A 20,926-nucleotide genomic window follows, 5' to 3' on the forward strand; every position below is an offset into this window, starting at 1 on the left:
CTGGGCCTGCGCCACGCTATCCCCCGGCAAGGGGTGCTGGCCCTTCGTACTGCTCAAGCAGGTGCTGTTCAAGGCTCAGGATGGCCTGCTTAACCTGTTCGACACATTCGCTCACCAGGAGCATGTTCAGCTCCGGGCCCAGGCAGGCGTCTTCCAATTGCCGGCAGCTCTCCACCAGTTGCTCGCCCTTGACGACTCGCGCAGCCCCCTTGATGCGATGCGCCAACTCGGCAAGTTCCGCTGTCGCTTGCTCCCGGAGCAGTGTCTCCAGGGTCTGCAGGTCGGTGCGATTGTTGCTGAGCAGTTCACTGAGAATGTGCTGCAGCATGGTCGGCTCGCTGCCCACCAGGGTATGCAGGGACTCCAGGTCGAATACCTGTGGGGATTGGCTGCTGACGCGTTCTTCGGGCGGCAGGGGCGGGCGTTCTTCTTCCTCGACCTGACCCAGGGCCAACAGGCGCGCTTCCAGTTCATCCAGGCTGATGGGCTTGATCAGGCAGTCATTCATTCCGGCCTGGATGCAACGCTCCACTTCCTCTGGCTGGGCGTCGGCGGTCAGGCCGATGATCACGATCGGCTCGTCGTGGCTGTCGCGTTCTTCCTGGCGAATTGAGCGCGCCAGTTCGGCACCGTTCATGACCGGCATGTGGCAGTCGGTGATGATCAGGTCCAGGGCATGCTCGCGCCAGATCTTCAGCGCCTCTTGGCCATGTTGCGCTTCGACTACGTCGTGCCCGAGAAACGCCAGTTGCTGTCCCAGGACCTGACGGTTCACCGGATGATCGTCCACCACCAGAATCTGCAAGCGGTACATCTGCCGCTGCTTGATGCTGGGTGGCGGTTCTGCGGCGGCCAGGCGCTCCAGCACTTGAAGGCGCAGGTCCACCTCCACCAGGGTGCCCTGGCCCAGGGTGCTGCTCATCGACACAGTGCCGCCCATCATTTCGCACAGGGAGCGACAGATCACCAGCCCCAGACCGGTGCCTTCGGTATTGAGCACATTGCGTTCGACCTGGGCAAAAGGTTGGAACAGGCGCTGCTGGTTGCTGGGCGATATGCCTATTCCTGAGTCTTCGACGCGCAGTTTGACGTGCAGCAGCGAGTTCTCCAGCAGATCGCCAGTGATGCTCACTTTGATGAAGCCGGCTTCGGTGAACTTGATGGCGTTGCTTATCAGGTTGGACAGAATCTGCTTGAAGCGCATGCCGTCTACCAGCACATCGCAATTGATGCGCGAGTCGATATCGAGGATGAAGCTCAGGCATTTCTGGCGTGCCAGGCCTTCGAACACACGGGCGATGGATTCCACCAGTTCGCGCAGGTTGGCGCGCTTGGGCGAGAGGCTCAGGCGTCCCGACTCGATGCGGGCGATGTCGAGTATGTCGCCGATCAGGTCCAGCAGGCTCTTGGCCGAGCTGTAGGCAATCTCGATGCTGGAACGCTCGATCCGGTCGCTGTCGGCGCGTTTGAGCGCCAGTTCCAGAATGCCGATGATCGCGTTCATCGGCGTGCGGATTTCATGACTCATGGTGGCCAGGAACGTGGTCTTGGTGCGGCTGGCCTGGTCGGCCAGGTTCTTCGCCTCTTTCAACTCCTGGACCAGATGGCGGTGCTTGGTGATGTCCAGCCAGCCGCAGATCACGCCTTTGGTGACGCCATTGTCGTCCTGGAAGGGCTGGATCCAGTGATCGATCCAGACCTCCTTGCCCTGCAACCTGACCTGGTACACCGAACTGATGGTCTGCCCCTCGCGCATGGCTTGCAGGTAGCTGTGATGCAGGTCGGGTTGGGCCGAGAAATGTTCCTCGGGCAGCTGTTGCACGGATTTGTGCAGGACCTGGTCGGCGCTCAGGCCGACACTCTGCAGGTAGCTGCGGTTGCACGAGAGCATGTTGCCGTCCATGTCCCGAATGTAGAGAACCGGAGGCATGTTTTCGGCCAGGGCCTCGATGAAGCGCAATTGGTCGTTCAGGGTTTTCTCGGCCTTGATCCGCCGTCGCAGATAGAGGGCCCAGGCCAGTGTCAGCACCAGCAGCAGCGTCGCGGCGGCGATGATTTCGGCGATCAGCAGCGCATAGTCGCGCCAGGTTTCGCCACTCATGCCCGGTGGCGAGCGCCAGTGGTTGGCGATGGCGTTCAGATCGTCCGCCGGGAGGCTGAGCAGGGCCTTGTCGAGAATCGACTGCAGCTCCGAGTCGCTGCGCCGCAGGGCAAAGCTGGCGGTTGCCCGGCTGGTGTGGATCAGGTCGGCGATGTTCAGGCGATTTTGAAACAGGCGGACAATGTAGTAGCGAGCGGCCGGCAACGACACCAGGGCGGCACCGGCGCTGCCGTCATAGACCTTGTTCATGGCATCCAGGGAGGTGCCGGCCTCGATCAGTTGCGTGCTCGGATAAAGCTCGCGGACGTGTTGCAAGGTCACGTGACCTGACGGAATGGCAAGACGCTTGCCTGCCAGGTCTTCGGCGGTCAGCCGCTTGTCCTTGCTGCCGTTGGGTGTGACCAGGACAAAAGGGCTGGTCAAGAAGGGCCGGGTGAAACGTAGTTTGTCCTCGCGCTGCGGACTGGCGGTCATGATGGCCATGTCCGCCTCGAAGTCGCTCATGGCTTCAATCTGCTGCGGATAGCCGCCGTTACGCACGGTCACCTGGAAATGCAGGCCGGTGCGCTGCGAGATGATCTCCAGCAGTTCGGCGGCAACCCCCGAGAACACCCCGTTGGCGTCGAAGAACGCCACGGGCGCCAGGTCATCGTTGATGATCAGGCGGATCACCGGGTGACGATCGATCCAGCGTGATTCTTCTGGCGTCAACACAACCTTTTCGCCGGTGGGCACGAAACCGCTGCCGACCCAGCGCTGGCTCAGATTGCTCAGTTTTTCCTTGCCAATGGCCTCGATGCTTCGGTCAAGGATGCGCTGAAGACGGTCGTTGTCCTTATTGATCGCATAGCCATAGCCACCCGTGGTCAGGTCAACGAAGCGCTCGAACTTGAGGAAGCCGTAGTAAGAGCGATTGATCTGGAAGTAGGCGCTCAGTACATCGTCCAGGTACATGTCGGCATGACCAAATGCCGCGGCGGCGAGGGCCTCGTTGTGGGTGGGGTAGATCATCAAGCGGGCCCGGGGAAAGCGCGACTGGGCTTCGCTGCTGTGTTCCTTGGCCACGGCAACCCGCAGCCCGGCCAGGTTTGCCGGGGACTGGCGCTGTTCGGCGTTGCGCTTGAACAAGGCCAGCCGCCCATCGGCGAACGGGCGGGTGAACCTGACGCCATCACTGGCTGGCCCGGGGCTGTCGTAGCTGCCCATCAAGTCGATCGAGGCGTCCTGCAACGCCTGTAGGGCTTGTTCTCGAGAGGCGAAGGGAACCACCTTCATGCCGACTCCGAGCATCTGCCCGATCAATGAACTGACGTCCGCGGTAATGCCTTCGTAGCGACTGTCGTTGTAATCGACATTGAAGGGGGGCGACTCCTCGGCGACCACGCCGATTTTCAACTCCGACGTGTGCCGTAGCCAGTGCCAGTCCTCTTGTTCAAGTATCAGGTCGTGATGATCGAGGCGCACCGGGCTGTACAGAGTATTGGGCATTAGGGGCGCTTGGGCCGCAGCCGTCTGAGCCGCGATGGTCAGCGAGCAGATAAATAGCCAGATAAGTCGTAGGGGCATGGTTTCTTCAGGCAATGGGGGGAGGCTTGGTTGCGTCGAAAGCCCCGCAAGTACAGGGTGAAAATAGTAGCTGTAGCCGCTGGCCTTGGCCTATCAATTTAAGGCGTCAACGGGGAACTTGAGTGCTTGCTGCAATAGGCGATGAAGTGACTTTCCGGCATGGGGCGGGCAAATAGAAAACCCTGGGCAAGCGCGCCACCCAACTGCAAGAGTTGCTCCTGCTGTTCATGGGTTTCCACGCCTTCGATGATCACTTTCATTCCCAGGGCGTCACCCAGGGCCAAGGTGTAGCGGATGATGGCGCGGCTGGCGGGGTGATGTTTCATCTTGCGCACGAAGTTGCCGTCCAGCTTGATCTGGTTGAACGGCAGTTCGCACAGGCGTTGCAAGGAGGCGAAGCCGGCGCCGAAATCGTCCATGGCCAGGCCGCAGCCCATCAGGCGCAGACGCACCAGGTTTTCCAGGTTGCAGGCAGACGCGCCCAGCACACAGGTTTCGGTGATTTCAAAGGTGATGCAACTTGAAGGCACCTGGAACAGCGTCAACAAGGAGGTGACGGACTCGGTCAGCGTCGGCGAGGCCAATTGCGCAGGGTGCAGGTTGAAGGAAAAGTTCAGCGCAAGGTCCTTTCTCGCCAGTTTGCGCCGTAGGGCCAGGCCTTGATCGAACAACTGCCAGAACAGTCGATCCAGCAGGTTGTGGTCTTCCATGATGGTCAGGAAATGCGAGGGCGGCAGCACGCCCAGTTGGGGGTGGTTCCAGCGCGCCAGGGTTTCGGCGCCTTGCAGTGCCGCGGTATCGAGCGCCACCTTGGGTTGGTAGTAAGGCTCGAACTCTCCGTTGTCCAGGCCGCGCACCACATCGCTCAGGGTGGGCAGGGCAATGCGCGGGAGCGGGCTGCCCAGGTCATGGCGCAAGGGCTGGTAGCGGTTCAGCAAGGTGGTCAGGCGTTCCAGGTTGAAGGGTTTGCTCAGGCTTCCAAGAAAATGTAGGCCCAGGCGCTTGATCATGGACACGGTGGTGTTGCGCAGCGCCAGATCAATCTGGCTGCAGAGGATGACCGCGCGCAGTTTGCCGCTGTGGCTGGCGTGACGCAGAAAGGCCAGGCCGTCCATGCCGGGCATTTTCAGATCGCAGATGGCAATGTCCATGGCTTCACAACTTTCCAACAGCGCCAATGCCTGACTGCCGCTGATGGCTTCATGAACCTGGCCGGGTATGACCTTCCTTAACGCAGTGATGGTGACCAGGCGTTGCAGGGGCTCATCTTCCACAACTAGAACGTTCAGCTGTTGCATTGCAGGCTCGTCTCGTTTATCCGACGGATATCTTGCTTAAGCCATTTGATGCGGGTCTATTAGAGTGATCTTCATGCCTTGTAGGAAATTTCCTACCTAAGAATAAGAGCATCTGAATTTTTCAAAGATCGTCAATAACCACTTGTAACCAGGGGCAATTCCGGGGAGTTTGCAGCCCGTTAGTTGCAATCCGGCGGCAAGTTACAAGGTGAAATGACATTATGCACAGCGTATTAATAGTGGATGATCATCCCGTCGTCCGACTGGCGGTGAAGGTTCTGCTGGAAAAGCACGATATGCAGGTGGTGGGCGAAACCGATAACGGGCTGGATGCGCTAGAGCTGGTACGCGAGCATGTTCCGAATGTGGTGATTCTCGATATCGGCATTCCCAAACTCGATGGCCTCAAGGTGCTGTCCCGGATCAAGGCACTGGGCTTGCCCACCGAGGTACTGGTGCTGACATCACAGTCCGTCGAGAGCTTTTGCAAGCGCTGCATCCAGCTCGGCGCCCGGGGCTTCGTCAACAAGGAAGAAGACCTGAGCAATCTGGTGGTGGCGCTGAATGCGGTGCTGGCCGGCTACACCTTTTATCCTTCCCAGGTCACCGATGTGTCCAGGCCGGCTGCCGAGCAGTTGTCCGAGACCGAGCTGATTGGCTCGCTGACCGATCGGGAAATGATCGTGCTGCAGTATCTGGCTCAGGGTTATTCCAACAAGGCCATCAGCGAGAAGCTGTTTCTCAGCAACAAGACCGTCAGCACCTACAAGGCCCGCTTGTTACAGAAACTCGGGCTGGGCTCGCAAGTTGGCCTGGCAGAGTTCGCCAAGCGCCATGGGCTGACTATCTGAAAGATGGCAAAGCGGAAATATTGATATTCGGCAGTGCAGTTTGAACTGCGGGTATCTGTGCATCCTGCTCAGGCAAGTTACCAAGTTATTGCAGAGACTTTCCGTCGTTATGTAGGAAGTTTCGCAATGATAAAGGTCTTGTCTATTGAATAGACTTTTCCGGTATTTAAATGTCTGGACCGCAACTTTGATCATGATTAAACCCACCACTCTCGTTGCTTTGCTGTTGGCTTTCTTTAACGCGCAAGCGATGGCGGCGCTGGCCCTTGGCAGTTCGCGAATCATCATCCAGGCGCCCAAGACCCGTGCCGTGGTCATGGTGCATAACCGTTCCCCCCATAGCGCTTATCTCGCCCAGTCCTGGATCGAAGATGCTCAAGGGCAAAAGCCTGAACGCGCGCCCGTGGTGGCCTTGCCGCCGATCCAGCGCCTGGAAGCCCGGCAGGACAACCAGTTGAACATCCAGGTGCTGCCGCAGGTGGCTGATCTGCCCCAGGATCGGGAAACACTGTTCTATCTGAATGTGCGTGAGGTTCCCCCGCGCGGCGAAGACAAGGAGGTCATCCAGATCGCGCTGCAACGGCGGATAAAAGTCATTTACCGGCCACAAAGAATACGCCCGCTCACGGTCGGCCTCACCAGTCCCTGGCTGTCGGCCTTGACCTTGTGCAAAGAACAAAGCGGACGCTTTCAGCTGAACAATGCCACTCCCTACCATGTGACCCTCATCGAGGCCTTCGGTGATGAGTCCGGCGTAGCGCCTGTCACGGACTTCAAGCCCATGGAAATTCCGCCTTACAGTGAGCATCGCCTTGAGGGCCAGTTCGCTCCGGGCGTCCAGCGGCCGACCTTGGTCTATATCAATGATTTTGGCGGGCGTGGGCAATTGAGCTTCGACTGCCTGGATGGCGTGTGCACCGTCATACAGAACAGTGTCCGCTCATGAGACGGATAAACCTGATTGGGCGTGTGCTGTCTGGTCTGTGCGCTGTCCTGATGGCGGGAAACCTACAGGCTGCTACGCCGGGTGGGCTGTATGTGATCGTGAGCTTTGAAGTGTTCGATCCTGCCAACTGCAGCGTGAATGTGCTTCAAACAAAGATAGATTTTGCCGAGGTCAAGATTGATGAGATCAATGGGCGCGAGGGCGCCAGGAAGATTGCTTATCAGATCAGTTGCAAGAATCCCTCCCAGTCACCCGCACTCAAATTGAAGTTTGTCGGCTCCCTCGGCTTCAATCCTGAAGTGTTGTGGACCAGTACCAGCAACCTCGGCGTGCGCTTTCTGGTGAATGGCAAGCAACAGCCCCTCAACAGCGAGTTCTCGGTGAACTACGCCTCTGTACCCACGCTGGAGGCTGTGCTGGATGCCAAGCCCGGCAGCGCTTTGCGAACGGGTGCCTTCACTGCCAACGCGGTGCTCGTTATCACTCAGGAGTAAGCTCCCCGTGGCTATTTCCACTCTGGATACAACAAGCAAGATAAGCCTGTGCCTGCCAATCTCGTGGCTGGCTCTTGCGGCGACATTTTTCTCGGCCGAGGCCCGGGCAGAGCCTGTTCCCCCTGGAACACCGGACGGTGCCTGCTGGGGCAACAATCAGCTGAGTATTGAAATAAAGAACGGCACTTTTACCTCCAATGAAAAGGGCGCGCTGTATGAAACGACCTATCAGACCATTCCCAGTGACTACAACGGTTGGTGCTACTCCAACAGTGGCGAGCAGAAGGCCAGCTATTTCAAGGCCGAGCTGAGTCAGACCTTGTCCCGTGTCGACAATGAGTTCTTCAGATTGACCGAAGACATCGACATGAAAATCTTCGTAACGGGCAATAGTGCGCCGGAAAGCTTCGTCCCCTTCAAGGACAAATTCAATGCGGGCGCCACCGCCGGGCCTTCCGATAATGGTGTCACGCCCTTGCGCTGGGCAAACGCGGGCAACCAGGGCAAAGTCACCTTCCGTCTTCGGCGCAAGGCGCTCAGCGGGGCGGTGTACCTTCCGCCCAGCGAGCTTTTTTCGTTCTTTCGCTACTCGCAACCGGGGCGCTGGAGTCCTCAACCGCTGTACACGCTGTCGTTGAAATCACCGACCATTCTGTCCGTTCCCGCCACCTGTGATCTTAATGATGGGCAAAGCTTCCTGATGCTGAAGTTGAGGGAGCGGGTTGATAGCAGCAAGGTCCAGAGTGTTGCGGTGAATAATCTTATCTACGGTTATAGCGTGGGTAGCAAATTGACCCTGCGCTGTGACTCCGGTCAGCTTGATCCGGCCAAATTGTCTATTGGCCTGATAGGCAGTCCCGGGGAAAAGAGCGGTGCACTGGCCACATCAAATCCGGGAATCGATCTGACATTTTATGCTCGCTCGGGCAGTGGCAGTTATATCCAGCTGATGCCATTTGAGCAGACTCCGCTCAATGGACTGGCAACTAAGGGGCAACTCGAAGTCGAGGTGATAGTGCAGAAAACATCAAAACCCATATCCACCGGCTCTCATTCCGGATTTGGCGTTCTGACCCTTGCCGAATATTAATCTCTGGTTGAACCAGTATTTTTCAAGCGGCGCCCAGGTTGACACTAGCCTGGGCGCTTTTTTATGCGCCCTGAGTCGCTAGGTAGATGCATTAAGACAAGCTAGAAGTTGACTCGGAATTTTCCTATGCGCTTATCGAACCTTTCTTATCTTAATTCTCTTGGTTGGTAAATATAATAACTCTCGACACTCGCTAGTTGGCTGCGGTTTGCTCGGCTAGTGGCATGTCATGGATTTTGCCTTGTGGTCTATCCATGTGATGCATGGTGCCAACATATCAAATGTGTACTTGTAGGGATTCTAAAATGAAATTCAGCAAAATGGCTGCAGCTGTAGCAGCAGTGATACTCAGTGGCACTTCGGTTTTGGCCATGGCGGCGGGCCAGGGCGGTGGCAAGGTCAACTTCAAGGGCAACATCAACGACTCTCCTTGCTCGATTTCCAGTGGCTCCCTGGAGCAGGTGGTGGAGTTCGACTCGATCTCCAACAGCGCGCTGAAAAATGGTGGAAAGTCCGCTCTGAAGCCGTTCTCCATCAAGCTCAATGGCTGCGACCTGGGCTCGCTGAAAAGTGCTACCGTGACCTTCACCGGCGCGCCTTCGGCGGCCAACCCCGATCTGCTGGGCTTCCAGGGCGGTACTGCCAAGGGCGCGAGCCTGGCGATCGCCGATCGCAATGGCACCCTGATCAAGCTCGGCTCGTCCTCCGATCCGCAGAATCTTTCCGACGGTGAAAGTGCGCTGAACTTCACGGCCTATCTGCAAGGCGACATGCTGGCTCCCGAAACCGAAGGCGGTGAGGCCAAGCCGGCCACTGTGGTCGCGGGTACTTTTGATACTGTGGCCAACTTTACCCTGGCGTATCAGTAACTTTGCATGAGGTGCGGCCTGGATACGCAAGTTCGCGTATTCCAGGCGCACTGCCGATCTTGTCTTAATGGGATCGCCGCCAGACTTCTCGGATATTCATTGTTTCGACGTTATAGACCATGCACTGCCATGGCGCTCGAACATGACTCTCGTTAATCAGTACTCAACACTTGCATGTTGCCTTCAGGCATATCCAATGGCGTTCCTGACAGTGTTGGGCACAGTGGTCGATCGATGCTGTTTTATGGCCAGGGGAAGCGGGCGAAAGAAGTGGTTGTCGTTGTAAAGGGAAGTTAATTACGTGGTTCAACACCGGGTATGGCTCTTCACTACGTTGTGGTCTATGGCCAGCTTGGCTAGTGCAGCCGAAGAGTTTCAGTTCAATACGGACATCCTTGATCTCAAGGATCAACAAAATCTCGATCTCGGCTTGTTTTCCAAGGCTAACTTCATTTTGCCGGGGCAATACAACCTGGTCGTTCATGTGAACCGCGACTCGTTGCCGGAAACTTCCGTGGACTACATCGCCCCGGAGGATGACCCCAAGGGCAGTGTGGCCTGCATCTCCCCGGCACTGGTGGCCGAGTTGGGGCTGAAAAAACAGCGGATCAATCAACTTGCCTGGTGGCACCAGGGCAATTGCCTGGATATCAGCAGCATTCCGGGCATGACGGTGCGTGGCGACCTGGGCGCCTCGGCCTTGTACCTGAACATTCCCCAGGATGCCCTTGAATACACCGCAAGCAACTGGGACCCGCCTTCACGCTGGGACGAGGGCATTGGCGGATTTTTATTTGACTACAACCTCAATGCCCAGACCACGGATTACGCCGGCCCCCAGGCCAGTGACCAGCAGTTGACGGGTAACGGCACCGCCGGTTTCAACCTCGGCGCCTGGCGCCTGCGGGCCGATTGGCAAGGGCAGGTGCACAAGACCTCCGGCAAGCCTAGCCAGCGGCAATTCGCCTGGAGCCGCTACTACGCATCGCGGGCGATTCCGGCGTTGCGCGCCCACCTCAGCCTGGGAGAAAACTATCTGGACTCCAACCTGTTCGGCAGCGTGCGCTACACCGGTGCCAGTCTGGCCACCAGCGACAACATGCTGCCGCCCAACCTGCGCGGCTATGCGCCTGAAGTCAGTGGCGTCGCGCGGACCAACGCGCGGGTGCTGGTCACCCAGCAGGGACGCATTCTGTACGACACCCAAGTGCCGGCGGGGCCCTTTCGCATCCAGGACCTGAGCGATGCGGTGAGCGGCAAGCTGGATGTGCGCGTCGAAGAGCAGGACGGCAGCGTTCAGGAATTCCAGCTGGACACGGCCAGCATTCCCTATCTCAGCCGCCCGGGCACGGTGCGCTACAAGGTGTCCGCCGGCCGGCCTTCGGACTGGGAGCACGAGCCCGATGGCCCGGAGTTCGCCAGCGGCGAATTCTCCTGGGGCGTGAGCAATGGCTGGTCGCTGTATGGCGGAGCGCTGGGCGCGCGGGACTATCGCTCGCTGGCCGTGGGCGTGGGCCGTGACCTGATGGCCTTCGGCGCCCTGGCGGTTGACGTGACTCAGTCCAATGCCCGCCTGGCGCAAATCGGCCAGCGCCAGGGCAAATCCTATCGCGCCAGCTATTCGAAGCGCTTCGAGGATTACGACAGCCAGGTGACGTTCGCCGGTTATCGCTTCTCCGAAGAGGACTTCATGACCATGAACGACTTTATCGAGGCCCGTCGCAGTGGCCGGTTGAACAATCAGAGCAAGGAAATGTACACCGCGACACTGAGCAAGAATTTTCGTGATCAGAACCTGAGCCTGTACTTCAACTACAACCACCAGACCTATTGGAACAACGCGCCGAGCGACCGGTACAGCCTGTCGCTGTCCCGTTATTTCAACCTGGGCGGGCTGAAGAACCTGGGCCTGTCGCTGACCGCCTATCGCAGCCAGAGCCATGGCGCGGTCGATGAGGGGGCCTATGTCTCCCTGAGCCTTCCCTGGGGCGACAGCGGCTCGCTCAGTTACAACGCCACGCTCAACCGTGGCAGCAGCGGTCACAACTTGAGCTATTACGACCGTCCGGATGAGCGCAACAGCTACATGCTCAGCGCCGGCACCGCCAGCGAGGGCAACACGGCCAGTGGCTACCTGAACCACGAGGGCAGCCTGGCCGATGTCACCGCCAGCGCCAGCTATCAGGCCGGACGCTATCGTTCCGCCGGTCTTGCAGTGCAGGGCGGGGCGACCCTGACCGCCGAAGGGGCGGCGCTGCACCGGATCACCACCCTGGGCGGCACCCGCCTGCTGCTCGATACCAATGGCGTGGCCGGGGTGCCGGTGCAGGGCAACGGCGCCAGCACCTATTCCAACCGCTTCGGCAAGGCGGTGGTGGCGGATATGAACAGCTACTACCGCAATCAGGCGAGCATCAACCTGGATCAACTGGCCGATGATGTGGAAGCCGGGCGCTCGGTGACCCAGGCCACCCTGACCGAGGGCGCGATTGGCTACCGGCGTTTCGGCATCGTTTCCGGGAGCAAGGGCATGGTCCGCATCCTCCTGCCCGACGCGAGCCCGCCGCCTTTCGGCAGCGGCGTGTTCAACGCACAGGGCCAGGAAACCGGAATCATTGGCGAAGAGGGCCTGGTTTACCTCAGTGGCATGCGGGCGGGTGACCTGATGTCGGTGCATTGGGACGGCAAGGCCCAATGCGACTTCGCCCTGACGGAGCAGGTCAACGCGGATGACCCGCAAGCGCAATTTGTCTGCCGGCCCCTTGCGGCCCGCGAAATCCAACCCCCCAGCAATCAGTAATAAGGAGTGGCCTCCATGCCGTGGTTCGACCTGAAAAAAAGCCTGCTTGTCATCGGCCTGAGCCTCTTGGCTCTGGAGTCGGTGCACGCCGCCATCGCCCTGGACCGTACCCGAATCATCTTCAATGGCAGCGAGAAATCGGTGAGCGTGGGCATCAGCAACCAGAATCCCCAGCTGCCGTATCTGGCCCAGGCCTGGCTGGAAAACGACAAGGAGGAGAAGATCAGCGGCCCCTTGACCGTGCTGCCACCGGTGCAGCGGCTCGAAGCCGGCGCCCGCAGTCAGGTGAAGATCCAGAGGCTGGCGCAGGTGGGGCAGTTGCCCCAGGACCGGGAGTCGCTGTTCTACTTCAACTTGCGTGAGATTCCACCGCGCACCGACAAGCCCAATGCCTTGCAGATTGCCCTGCAGACACGGATCAAGCTGTTCTACCGTCCCGAGGCCCTCGTCAGGGGCGGCGGACAGAATCATGTGCCTTGGCAGGAGCAACTGACGCTGTCCCGGGAGGGCGAGCGCTACGTGGTGCATAACCCGACGGCCTATTACGTGACCCTGGTGGATGCCCAGGTCCGCGTGGGCGGGGCATCCGTTGCAGACTTTCAGCCGGTGATGCTGGCGCCCTGGGGACGCCAGGAGTTGAGCGTCAGTGCCCGGACCCTGGGCAACGCGCCGGTGCTGACGTATGTCAACGATTTCGGCGGGCGGCCGCAACTGGAGTTTCGCTGCACGGCGGGGCAGTGCCTGGCCAGGCCGGTGGCCGATGCGAGCTGAGGCGGGCGTGACGCCACAGGGCGCGTTCGGGGTGGTCGCTGCGCAGGCGCAGTGGCTGGGCGCAAGGCTTGCGGCGCCGCCCCGGATGGGCCGGGAGCTGGCGGCCGGCGTTTTCACGAGCCGGTTGTGGCGCAGCAGAACCGGGTGCCTGGTGCTGCTCTGCGGCCTCTTTTGGCTGGGGCTGCCGAGTGTGGGGCGGGCGGCGGGGAACATGGATTTCGCCGGCGTCTTGATCGCCCCTCCGCAATGCACGGTCAGCGACAAGGACGCGCCGATCAGGGTGTCATTCGGCAACGTGCTGCTGCGCAAGATCGACGGCGAGCACTATCGTCAGCCGATCCCCTATCAGATCAAGTGTCCGGGGCTGGTGGCGCAAAACTCGATCTGGAAGATGCGCCTGACCTTCAAGGGCTCAGCGGCGGATTTCAACCCGGCGTTGCTACGTACCTCCGTCAGTGGCTTGGCCATCAAGCTGTTTCTGGGGGCGCGGGAGCTGGAGCTCAACCAGCCTCGGCAGATCAGTCTGGACAGTCTGCAAAAACCACCGGCATTCGAGGCGGTGCCGGTGAAGAAGGTCGGAGCACAGCTTGCGTTGAGCCAGTTCAATGCTTCCGGGCTGTTGCTGGTCGAGCTGTATTAGGGGAAGTCATGAAGCGATTGCTCAACGGTTGTCTGTGCCTGTGTTGTGCCTGGCTCGTGGGGGGCTTTGGCACGGTGGCGGCTGCGCCAGACAACGTCTTTTTCAGCGGCCAGCTGATGGATCAGACCTGTACCCTGGAGCCCGGCTCCGAAACCCGGACCCTGGACTTCGAGGATGTGAGTCAGCAGGAGCTCTATCGCGACGGCAGGACCGCGAGCAAGGCGGTTGTCCTGAACCTGATTGACTGTGATGCCAGCGCCAGCAGGACCGAGGTCAAGGCGACCTTGAGCGGCCATGAAAGTCAGCAGATACCGGGCTTTCTGGCGCTCGACAGCGGCAGTCCGCAAGGACTGGTGATTGGCCTGGAGGATGCCGCGGCGCAGCCCTTGCCCCTGGGACGCGCGCATTCCATTGGCCGCATCAGCCAGGACGGCAAGCAGTCGGTCACCTTTCTGGCCTACCTCAAGGCGCTTCCCAAGGCCCTGAGCGAGCACAGCATTGGCAAGGGGCAGCTGGCTGCTTCACTGACTTTCACCTTGAGCTATGAGTGAGGGTGGGCGGGGTCGCGTCCAGGCAGCACCGGGTCCAAGACAGCACCGCGTCTAAATCGGCGCCGTTGCCCCTGGCGCAACAGCACCTTCGGCAAGCGCGGGCGCCACTGTTCTAGGCGTGCAGGTGCTTTTTCAGGAACGACCGGGTGCGTTCGTGAGTCGGGTTTTGCAGGATCTCCTGCGGCGCGCCTTCCTCGACCACCACGCCACCGTCCATGAAGACGATCCGGTCCGCCACTTCACCGGCAAAGCGCATTTCATGGGTGACGATCAGCATGGTCATGTGCTCGGCGGCCAGTTGCTTCATCACCTGGTTGACCTCTTCCACCAGCTCGGGGTCCAGGGCCGAGGTGGCCTCATCGAACAGCATGACCTTGGGGCGCATCGCCAGGGCCCGGGCAATGGCCACGCGCTGCTTCTGTCCGCCGGACAGGCGAGAAGGGTACTCATTGAACTTGCTGGCCAGGCCGACTTTCGACAGGTACTCCATGGCCAGTTCGCCAGCGGCGGCTTTATTCAGCCCTTTGAGCTTGATCGGCCCGAGGGCGATGTTTTCATGCACGGTCAGGTGCGGGAACAGGTTGAAGTGCTGGAACACCATGCCCATCTGCTGGCGCACGCTATTGATGTGCTGTTCGAATGCGCGACCTTTCAAGGGCCGGTTGACGTGTTCGCCTTCCAGCCAGACCTCTCCCTCGTTCAGCACTTCCAGGTGGTTGATGGCCCGCAGCAGGGTGCTTTTACCCGAACCGCTGGGGCCGATGATGGCGATGATCTGTCCGCGCGAGACAGACAGATCGATGCCTTTGAGCACTTCCAGGGCGCCATACGCCTTGCGCGCGCCCTTGACTTCAACCATGAACTTTTCTGTGGTCATCGTGACATCTCTACCTTGGTTTCAAGCAGGTGCAGGCCGGCTTCCAGAACAAAATTGACCGCGTAATAAATCACCGCGACGGCCAGATAGAATTCGAACGGGCTGTAGGTTTCGCTCACGGCGCGCTGGGCGCTGTAGACCAGCTCGGCAATGCCGATGATCGACACCAGGGAGGTGTCCTTGAGCAGCACGATCAGGTTGTTGCCCAGCGGCGCCAGGGTGTTGCGCAGTGCCTGCGGCACAATCACGTAGCGCTGGGCCTGGCTGCGGCTCAGGCCAATGGAGCGCGCGCCTTCAAGCTGCCCGGGGTCGACCGACAGGACCCCGGCCCGAATCACGTCGGCGTTGTAGACCGCAAAATGCAGGCTCAGGCCGATGATGCCGGCAATCAGCGCCGGGATATCGATCCCCACTTGCACCAGGCCGTAATAGATCAGGTACAGCTGCAGCAGCAGGGGCGTGCCCATCAGCAGCCAGGTTAGGAAACGTATGGGCAGGGACACCAGTTTCGGGGTGTAGAGCACGATCAGGGCAAAGGCTATTCCAGCGATCAGGCTCAGCACACTGGAGCAGAGAAACAACACGAGGGTCCACCAGAGTCCGGTGGCCAGCAGCTCGGAATAGGGGGGCACGATACTCAGGTCAAGGCTTGGCATGGAGGCGTCTCACTTGGCCGCGAAGCGTTTATCGAGAAGATCAACCATCAGCCTGACCGTGTAGACCATGGCGATGTACAAAATGGCCGACACCATGAAGATCTCGAACGGCTTGTAGGTGGAGCTGATAAAGCGCTGCGCCGTGTAGGAGAGTTCCACCACGGAAATGGTCGACACCAGGGCCGAGCCCTTGATCAGCGCCACCGCATTGACCCCCAGTGGCCTGATCATCAGCTTGGCGGTTTGCGGGAGGGTGATCAGCCACAGGGTCTGGCCCTTGCCGAAACCGATTGAGCGGGCGGCTTCGACCTGGCCGGGATCGATGTTGCTGATCGCGCCGCGAATGGATTCGGCCATGTAGGCCGCAATGTTCAGGCCCAGGCCGATGACGCCGGCGGAAAACGGTTCCAGCTCAAGGCCGATCTGCGGGCCGCCAAAGTAGATGAGGAACAGCTGGACCAGGCACGGCGTGCCGCGAAAAACGCTGACGTAGACCCTGGCCAGGCAGCGAAGCAGAAAGAAGCCGGACAGCCGCGCTGCCACCAGCACGACGGCAACCAGCAGGCCCAGCAGCAGTGCCAGCAGCGAAACGTGCACCGTGACCCAGGCCGCCTCCAGAAAAAACGGCAGGGTGCGCTGTATGAGTGTCAGATCCATGGGCAAGCTCGAAAAGGTCGGATTGACTGGCCCGACCCCAGGTCGAGCCAGGCTGCGGATGAGTCAGCGAATGTCCTTGCCGATCCACTGCATCGAGATCTTTTCGTAGCTGCCATCGGCGAGCATGTCGTTCAGCGCCTGCTGCATCGCGGCCTTGAGCTCGGGGTTGTTCTTGCGCAGCGCAATGCCCATGCCTTCAACCCCGCCGTCACGGTCGGGCGGGGTGATGATGCGCACTTTCTGCCCGGTTTCCTTGACGGCCACCAGCACCGGAACGCTGTCCATCACCAGCGCATCGAGGCGCCCGGCATCCAGGTCGACCAGCATCTCGGGAAGGCCTTTGTAGGTCTTGACCTCCAGGTTGCCGCGCGCCCTGGCCCATTTGTCGTGGGCATCGCCCAGGGTGACGCCGACCTTCACCTCCTTCAGGTCATCCAGGCTGTGGATCGGCGAGTCTTCCTTCACCACGATGGTGCGGCCGGCGTGGTAGTAGGGGCCGACGAAATCCACGGCCTTCTGGCGCTCCGGGGTAATGGTCATGGAGGCGATGATGGCGTCGTATTTTTTCGCCAGGAGCCCGGCGATGATCCCGTCGAAGGGCGTGGTGACAATGCTGACCTTCACCCCGAGCCGCTGGGCCAGGGCTTCGCTGATGGAGGCGTCGAAGCCGACGATCTGGTTCTGCTCGTTGGCAAAGCTGAAGGGCGAGTACTGCCCGCTCATGGCGATGCGAATCTCTTTGGAGGCCTGGATCGATTGCAAGTCATCCGCCTGAGCGGCTGCCGGACAGAGGAGCGCCGCGGCCGCGACGGTGGATGCAGCAAACAGACCCTTGAGCGTTCTGGTTAGCATTGGATGGCACCTTTGAAGAATCATTAATTATTGTTGTTGGGCTCTTCACCCAGGCCTCGGGAAAAGCTTTGCATAGGCCGTTCTGGAAAGCACCCGGCAAGGTGTCCGCCAGCCGGGCACATTGCCGGAGTTGGCCGACACTCTGTCGGCCATGCACGCTGGCGGTCACTCGCGCGCCGATCCTGGCGCTCTACTGCAGGGCCGCCTTGAAGCTGTCGTCCAGCACCTCCAGCAGGAAGTCGGCGTGCTTGTGGCTGAAGATCATCGACGGGCGCATTTTCAGCACGTTGTCATGGGGGCCTTCGGTGCCGATCAGAACGCCGCGCTCCCGGGCGCCATCGGCGACCTTTTTCGCCAGTTGGGTGGCCGGAGCCTTGCTCTGGCGGTCGGTGACCAGCTCGATCCCGAGAAACAGCCCCAGCCCGCGTACATCGCCAATGGCGTCGTAGCGCTGCTGCAGCGTGCGAAAGCCATCAAGCAGGTAACTGCCCACCGTCAGTGCGTTGAGTTTCAGGTTGTCGCGCTCGATCACATCGAGAACGCTGAGCCCTACGGCACATGAAACCGGGCTGCCGGCGAAGGTGTTGAAGTACTCCATGCCGTTGTTGAAGCTGTCGGCGATCTCGCGGGTGGTCACCACCGCCGACATCGGATGGCCGTTGCCAATGGGTTTGCCCATGGACACCGCGTCGGGCACCACGCCCTGGGTTTCAAAGGCCCACCAGTGGCTGCCCACCCGGCCAAAGCCGACCTGGACTTCATCGGCCAGGCACAGCCCGCCCTCGGCCCGCACCATGGCATAGACCTCTTGCAGGTAGTTTTCCGGAAAGAACAGCTGCCCGGCGACACTGGGAATCGACTCCGCCAAGAAGAACGCCGGGGCCCGGCCCTGCTTGCGCATGCTGTCGATCTGCTCGGCGACACTTTGCGCGAAACGCTTGCCCAGCTCTGCGAATGGCCAGTGATCGGCCGCGCGGTAAACGTCCGGCACGGCCGCCTCGAACACATGCTCGGCGCGCCCCTTGCCGGCCTTGCGCTTGTACTTGTAGGGGCTCAGGTCAATCAGCTCCTGGGTGGTGCCGTGGTAGGCCCAGTCCAGCACGATGGCGTCGTTGCGCCCGGTGTGATTGCGCGCCATGCGCAGCATCAGGCTGTTGGCTTCGCTGCCGGAACAGCCGAAGGAGGCCACCGCCAGGCCCTTGGGCAGGGTCGCGGTGAGGCGCTCGGCGTACTCGACGATGTTGTCGTGCAGGTAACGGGTGTTGGTGTTCAGCCGTGACGCCTGGCGCGCAAGGGCTTGCACCACATCGGGATGGCAGTGGCCGAGGTGGCAGACGTTGTTGAAGCAGTCCAGATAGGCCCGGCCAACGTTGTCGATCAACCAGACCCCATCACCGCGCACGAACTTGATCGGATCCGAGTAGGAAATCGACAAGTTGGGCAGCAGCACTTGCTTACGCCTGGCCACGATCTGCGCTTTGGTTCGTCCTTCCTGGTGGTAGGTTTCCGGGGGGATCCCGGCCAGGGTCGAGGCATCCGGGAACAGGTCGGCCCAGACCTCAAGATAGGCGCGCTCACCGACGCCGATAAACTCGCTCGCCTTCAACTGGGTATCGGTGGACATCTGGAAATGCACATGGGGCAGCCAGCCGCCGTTTTCCGTGTCCGCGCCCATGTAGCCCACCAGCGCACCTGCTTCAAGGTGGTCGCCGGGCTTGAGGCGGGTCAGCGCTTCGTGGGCCATGTGACCCCACAGGGTGAGGAAGGGCGGGCAGCCTTCAGGCGAGTGCTTGAGCATGATCAAGCCGCCATAACCCAGCGGTTCACCCTCGACCTCGACGCTCTGCACCACCCCGGCAAGGGGGGCGTACAGCGGCGTTCCGGCGGGCATGATCAAGTCGACGCCCAGGTGCATGATCCGACGCTCTCCTGCAATGAAGCGCGATTCAAAGGCGCGGTCGGTGTAGATGGTCCTGGCTTCGCCCCAGGGCCCGATGCCCAGCGGCACTTGATGTTCAGCTGAGAAATCATTCCACCACCGGGTCGCCTCCGCCGGGCGCTGCTCGGCTGAAGCGATGGTCATCTCATGGCTGGCATCGGCGAACGGCACAATCGCCTTGTTCAGGGTCGCCGCCGAGGGATGCACGATGTCGGCGAAGGACTGGCGGTGTTCGTCCACCCAGCGGCGAATCGCCCCGGCGCCTTCTATCGCGTCGTAACCACAGGCCTTGCGCAGGATCGCCGTGGCCAGGCGCGGGTTCATGCGATCCATCTTTTCCAGCAGGCGCCAGGCCGGCGCTTCGCTGATGGCCAGGTAGGGGTTGTCCTGGGTCTGCTGGTGGCGCGAGGCGGACAAGGTGACGCTGATCACCAGGCGCATGGCGATCAGATTGAACAGCACGTCCAGCTCTTGCGCCTGCAACGGGTAGCGCTCGTGGAAGCCGCCGGTGAGGGCGGCGGCCGCGCCGATCGGGTCTGGCGTGTCGAGAATGGCGTAGGCGCAGGTGATGGCGACTTCGGCAATCAACACCGTGTGCACGGCATCGCCGAAATCGATGATGCCCGAGATCTGCTGCTGGTTTTGCGGGTTGACGAGGACGTTCCAGTCATTGCCGTCGTTGTGAATGACCTGGGTGCGCAAGCGTGCCAGCTTGGGTTCGACCCTGGTTTCGAAATCATTGATGAAGCGCTGCACAATGGCGCGTCTGGCCGGGTCCTTGATGAAGTGCAGGCGGGTTCGGGAACGGGCGGCGTGGCGCAGGTCCCAGTCCAGATCGCGCACCGCGCCGGGATGCATGAAGCCCTGCAGCGCACGGTCCATGTCGGCGAACGCTTGGCCCAGGTGGCGCATCAGTTCGAAGGTGCGCGGGACCTCGGCCAGCGGCGTGCCCGGCAACCAGCTCACCAGGCGCACCGCGTGGGTTGCGCCGCAAGGCCCCACGGCCGAGGCGAGGCCATCACCGGCCAGGCTCTTTTTCAGCTGCGGCACGGCCAGCTCGGGGCAGGTACTGGCCAGATGGCTGAGCAGGGCGGCCTGCAGTTCGCTTTCAATGCGCGGCTCGCTGGCGTTGACGACTTTCAGAATCCATCCCGCATCGCTGGCGGTCTGCAACCGGTAGTTGCAGTCTCGCTCGCCGTCCAGGGGCGAGGCGCTCGCGCTGACATTGAAAAGGTGCTTGGCCAGGTGTTCGGCATCGCGGGGCGAGAACTGCGGGGCGGGGTGGCAAAGATCAGTCATGGTGGTGGTTTTCCTGGTTATTTTTTTCAGTTAGCTTGGCATGCGGAATCTTCGTGGGCAGTAGGTATGCGGTCGGCTTTGGCCTGCATATTGTCGGAATCGACCGGCACAAAATCGGCAGTCAATGTGAGGAGTTTCAATGCGCGAGCTGGACGTGAAAGATCGGGAAATACTCGACATTCTGTCTAAAGAGGCACGGATCGCCCTGAAGGCCCTGGCCGCGAGAATCGGCCTGTCCAGAAGTGCCACCAGCGAGCGCGTCAGTAACCTTGAACGCAATGGCGTGATCCGCGGCTACCGGGCGGACATTGGCGAAATCGACGCCAACGTGATTCGCGCCATGTTTCTGGTGTGCCTGAAACGCACACCGGCCATCAGCCTGCTGGACATGCTGGCCCAGCACTCGCAGGTGCGCCGCATCTCTTCGGTCAGTGGCCAGCTGGACCTGGTGATCGAGATCGAATCACGCACCATCGATGACCTGAACCGAGTCCGGGATGCCGTCGCCAGCCACGAATCGGTCGAGGACATCACCACCGCCGTGGTGCTTCGCCGCGACATCGACCGACAGGCTTCCTGATTCGCCGCGCTCGCCCGGGAAACGTGGCGGGCAAACCCCTTGGCCGCCGTCTTGAGCGTGCCGTGCTGTACAACGCCCATCGGCAAATC

The 20,926-nt window shown here is 60.6% G+C and carries 18 protein-coding genes; 10 read left to right on the top strand and 8 right to left on the bottom strand.

Translation table 11 applies throughout. The annotated features are described in order from the left end of the window. Nucleotides 1-16: 16 nt before the first annotated feature. Together GWQ44_RS25975 and GWQ44_RS25980 are read right to left on the bottom strand one after the other, a co-directional pair. Nucleotides 17-3,667 carry a transporter substrate-binding domain-containing protein gene (locus tag GWQ44_RS25975; protein WP_345894554.1) on the bottom strand — a complete coding sequence of 1,217 codons (3,651 nt, stop codon included), beginning with the start codon at nucleotides 3,665-3,667 and terminating at the stop codon, nucleotides 17-19. A gap of 98 nt (nucleotides 3,668-3,765) precedes the next feature. Next, complete coding sequence (locus tag GWQ44_RS25980) at nucleotides 3,766-4,965, bottom strand: EAL domain-containing response regulator (protein ID WP_047303581.1); 1,200 nt, start codon at nucleotides 4,963-4,965, stop codon at nucleotides 3,766-3,768. Between the two features lie 221 nt (nucleotides 4,966-5,186). Between GWQ44_RS25980 and GWQ44_RS25985 the strand changes: the two genes are divergently transcribed. From GWQ44_RS25985 to GWQ44_RS26005, 5 genes are all read left to right on the top strand, one after another. Next, the gene (locus tag GWQ44_RS25985) at nucleotides 5,187-5,816 is read left to right on the top strand and encodes a response regulator transcription factor (RefSeq protein WP_275928581.1); all 630 of its coding nucleotides are present in this window, start codon (nucleotides 5,187-5,189) and stop codon (nucleotides 5,814-5,816) included. Nucleotides 5,817-6,009: 193 nt separating this feature from the next. After that, a complete protein-coding gene (locus GWQ44_RS25990) occupies nucleotides 6,010-6,762 on the top strand; it encodes a fimbria/pilus periplasmic chaperone (protein ID WP_275928582.1) in 753 nt (250 codons plus the stop codon). Further along, nucleotides 6,759-7,256, top strand: a complete 498-nt coding sequence (locus tag GWQ44_RS25995) for a fimbrial protein (protein WP_275928583.1) — start codon at nucleotides 6,759-6,761, stop codon at nucleotides 7,254-7,256. The genes GWQ44_RS25990 and GWQ44_RS25995 overlap by 4 nt, the downstream gene beginning before the upstream one ends. A 7-nt stretch (nucleotides 7,257-7,263) precedes the next feature. Beyond that, nucleotides 7,264-8,346, top strand: coding sequence for a hypothetical protein (locus GWQ44_RS26000; RefSeq protein ID WP_275928584.1), 1,083 nt, complete (start codon nucleotides 7,264-7,266; stop codon nucleotides 8,344-8,346). A gap of 305 nt (nucleotides 8,347-8,651) precedes the next feature. Further along, complete coding sequence (locus GWQ44_RS26005) at nucleotides 8,652-9,215, top strand: fimbrial protein (RefSeq protein ID WP_042940615.1); 564 nt, start codon at nucleotides 8,652-8,654, stop codon at nucleotides 9,213-9,215. A 163-nt stretch (nucleotides 9,216-9,378) separates the two neighbouring features. Here the strand turns inward: GWQ44_RS26005 and GWQ44_RS26010 are convergent, their stop codons facing one another. After that, nucleotides 9,379-9,699 (bottom strand): hypothetical protein, encoded by a 321-nt coding sequence (locus tag GWQ44_RS26010; protein ID WP_235436977.1) that lies wholly within the window; start codon nucleotides 9,697-9,699, stop codon nucleotides 9,379-9,381. On the opposite strand from GWQ44_RS26010, the gene GWQ44_RS26015 reads away from it, so the two are divergent. Genes GWQ44_RS26015 through GWQ44_RS26030 form a run of 4 tightly spaced genes read left to right on the top strand, consistent with a single transcriptional unit; the run spans nucleotide 9,607 to nucleotide 13,977 of the window. Beyond that, complete coding sequence (locus GWQ44_RS26015; RefSeq protein WP_260620689.1) at nucleotides 9,607-12,015, top strand: outer membrane usher protein; 2,409 nt, start codon at nucleotides 9,607-9,609, stop codon at nucleotides 12,013-12,015. The genes GWQ44_RS26010 and GWQ44_RS26015 overlap by 93 nt on opposite strands. Nucleotides 12,016-12,030: 15 nt before the next feature. Then, a complete protein-coding gene (locus GWQ44_RS26020) occupies nucleotides 12,031-12,786 on the top strand; it encodes a fimbria/pilus periplasmic chaperone (RefSeq protein ID WP_275928585.1) in 756 nt (251 codons plus the stop codon). Then, nucleotides 12,776-13,426, top strand: coding sequence for a hypothetical protein (locus GWQ44_RS26025; protein ID WP_275928586.1), 651 nt, complete (start codon nucleotides 12,776-12,778; stop codon nucleotides 13,424-13,426). Before GWQ44_RS26020 ends, GWQ44_RS26025 begins: the two co-directional genes overlap by 11 nt. 8 nt (nucleotides 13,427-13,434) lie before the next feature. Then, the gene (locus tag GWQ44_RS26030; protein WP_275928587.1) at nucleotides 13,435-13,977 is read left to right on the top strand and encodes a fimbrial protein; all 543 of its coding nucleotides are present in this window, start codon (nucleotides 13,435-13,437) and stop codon (nucleotides 13,975-13,977) included. A gap of 112 nt (nucleotides 13,978-14,089) precedes the next feature. On the opposite strand, the gene GWQ44_RS26035 is transcribed toward GWQ44_RS26030, so the two are convergent. The 5 genes from GWQ44_RS26035 to GWQ44_RS26055 form a co-directional block, all read right to left on the bottom strand. After that, nucleotides 14,090-14,854 carry an amino acid ABC transporter ATP-binding protein gene (locus GWQ44_RS26035; RefSeq protein ID WP_016964488.1) on the bottom strand — a complete coding sequence of 255 codons (765 nt, stop codon included), beginning with the start codon at nucleotides 14,852-14,854 and terminating at the stop codon, nucleotides 14,090-14,092. After that, the gene (locus GWQ44_RS26040) at nucleotides 14,851-15,510 is read right to left on the bottom strand and encodes an amino acid ABC transporter permease (RefSeq protein ID WP_275928588.1); all 660 of its coding nucleotides are present in this window, start codon (nucleotides 15,508-15,510) and stop codon (nucleotides 14,851-14,853) included. The genes GWQ44_RS26035 and GWQ44_RS26040 overlap by 4 nt, the downstream gene beginning before the upstream one ends. Before the next feature lie 9 nt (nucleotides 15,511-15,519). Next, entirely contained in the window at nucleotides 15,520-16,167 is a 648-nt protein-coding gene (locus GWQ44_RS26045) for an amino acid ABC transporter permease (protein ID WP_047303593.1), read from the bottom strand. Between the two features lie 63 nt (nucleotides 16,168-16,230). After that, nucleotides 16,231-17,019, bottom strand: coding sequence for an ABC transporter substrate-binding protein (locus tag GWQ44_RS26050; protein WP_103740118.1), 789 nt, complete (start codon nucleotides 17,017-17,019; stop codon nucleotides 16,231-16,233). A 190-nt stretch (nucleotides 17,020-17,209) separates the two neighbouring features. Next, nucleotides 17,210-20,257 carry an aminotransferase class III-fold pyridoxal phosphate-dependent enzyme gene (locus GWQ44_RS26055; RefSeq protein ID WP_275928589.1) on the bottom strand — a complete coding sequence of 1,016 codons (3,048 nt, stop codon included), beginning with the start codon at nucleotides 20,255-20,257 and terminating at the stop codon, nucleotides 17,210-17,212. A gap of 139 nt (nucleotides 20,258-20,396) precedes the next feature. On the opposite strand from GWQ44_RS26055, the gene GWQ44_RS26060 reads away from it, so the two are divergent. Further along, a complete protein-coding gene (locus GWQ44_RS26060) occupies nucleotides 20,397-20,837 on the top strand; it encodes an Lrp/AsnC family transcriptional regulator (protein ID WP_016964483.1) in 441 nt (146 codons plus the stop codon). Nucleotides 20,838-20,926 lie beyond the last annotated feature (89 nt).

It is taken from the genome of Pseudomonas sp. 3MA1 (assembly GCF_029237275.1).
In the GTDB taxonomy this organism is placed as follows: Bacteria; Pseudomonadota; Gammaproteobacteria; order Pseudomonadales; family Pseudomonadaceae; genus Aquipseudomonas; species Aquipseudomonas fluorescens_AP.

Excerpts from the sequence above, each read along its gene's own strand:
- GWQ44_RS25975 (WP_345894554.1), bottom strand. The coding sequence starts at position 3,667 with ATGCCCCTACGACTTATCTGGCTATTTATCTGCTCGCTGACCATCGCG.
- GWQ44_RS25980 (WP_047303581.1), bottom strand. The coding sequence starts at position 4,965 with ATGCAACAGCTGAACGTTCTAGTTGTGGAAGATGAGCCCCTGCAACGC.
- GWQ44_RS25985 (WP_275928581.1), top strand. The coding sequence starts at position 5,187 with ATGCACAGCGTATTAATAGTGGATGATCATCCCGTCGTCCGACTGGCG.
- GWQ44_RS25990 (WP_275928582.1), top strand. The coding sequence starts at position 6,010 with ATGATTAAACCCACCACTCTCGTTGCTTTGCTGTTGGCTTTCTTTAAC.
- GWQ44_RS25995 (WP_275928583.1), top strand. The coding sequence starts at position 6,759 with ATGAGACGGATAAACCTGATTGGGCGTGTGCTGTCTGGTCTGTGCGCT.
- GWQ44_RS26005 (WP_042940615.1), top strand. The coding sequence starts at position 8,652 with ATGAAATTCAGCAAAATGGCTGCAGCTGTAGCAGCAGTGATACTCAGT.
- GWQ44_RS26010 (WP_235436977.1), bottom strand. The coding sequence starts at position 9,699 with ATGAACGACCAGGTTGTATTGCCCCGGCAAAATGAAGTTAGCCTTGGA.
- GWQ44_RS26020 (WP_275928585.1), top strand. The coding sequence starts at position 12,031 with ATGCCGTGGTTCGACCTGAAAAAAAGCCTGCTTGTCATCGGCCTGAGC.
- GWQ44_RS26025 (WP_275928586.1), top strand. The coding sequence starts at position 12,776 with ATGCGAGCTGAGGCGGGCGTGACGCCACAGGGCGCGTTCGGGGTGGTC.
- GWQ44_RS26030 (WP_275928587.1), top strand. The coding sequence starts at position 13,435 with ATGAAGCGATTGCTCAACGGTTGTCTGTGCCTGTGTTGTGCCTGGCTC.
- GWQ44_RS26035 (WP_016964488.1), bottom strand. The coding sequence starts at position 14,854 with ATGACCACAGAAAAGTTCATGGTTGAAGTCAAGGGCGCGCGCAAGGCG.
- GWQ44_RS26040 (WP_275928588.1), bottom strand. The coding sequence starts at position 15,510 with ATGCCAAGCCTTGACCTGAGTATCGTGCCCCCCTATTCCGAGCTGCTG.
- GWQ44_RS26045 (WP_047303593.1), bottom strand. The coding sequence starts at position 16,167 with ATGGATCTGACACTCATACAGCGCACCCTGCCGTTTTTTCTGGAGGCG.
- GWQ44_RS26050 (WP_103740118.1), bottom strand. The coding sequence starts at position 17,019 with ATGCTAACCAGAACGCTCAAGGGTCTGTTTGCTGCATCCACCGTCGCG.
- GWQ44_RS26055 (WP_275928589.1), bottom strand. The coding sequence starts at position 20,257 with ATGACTGATCTTTGCCACCCCGCCCCGCAGTTCTCGCCCCGCGATGCC.
- GWQ44_RS26060 (WP_016964483.1), top strand. The coding sequence starts at position 20,397 with ATGCGCGAGCTGGACGTGAAAGATCGGGAAATACTCGACATTCTGTCT.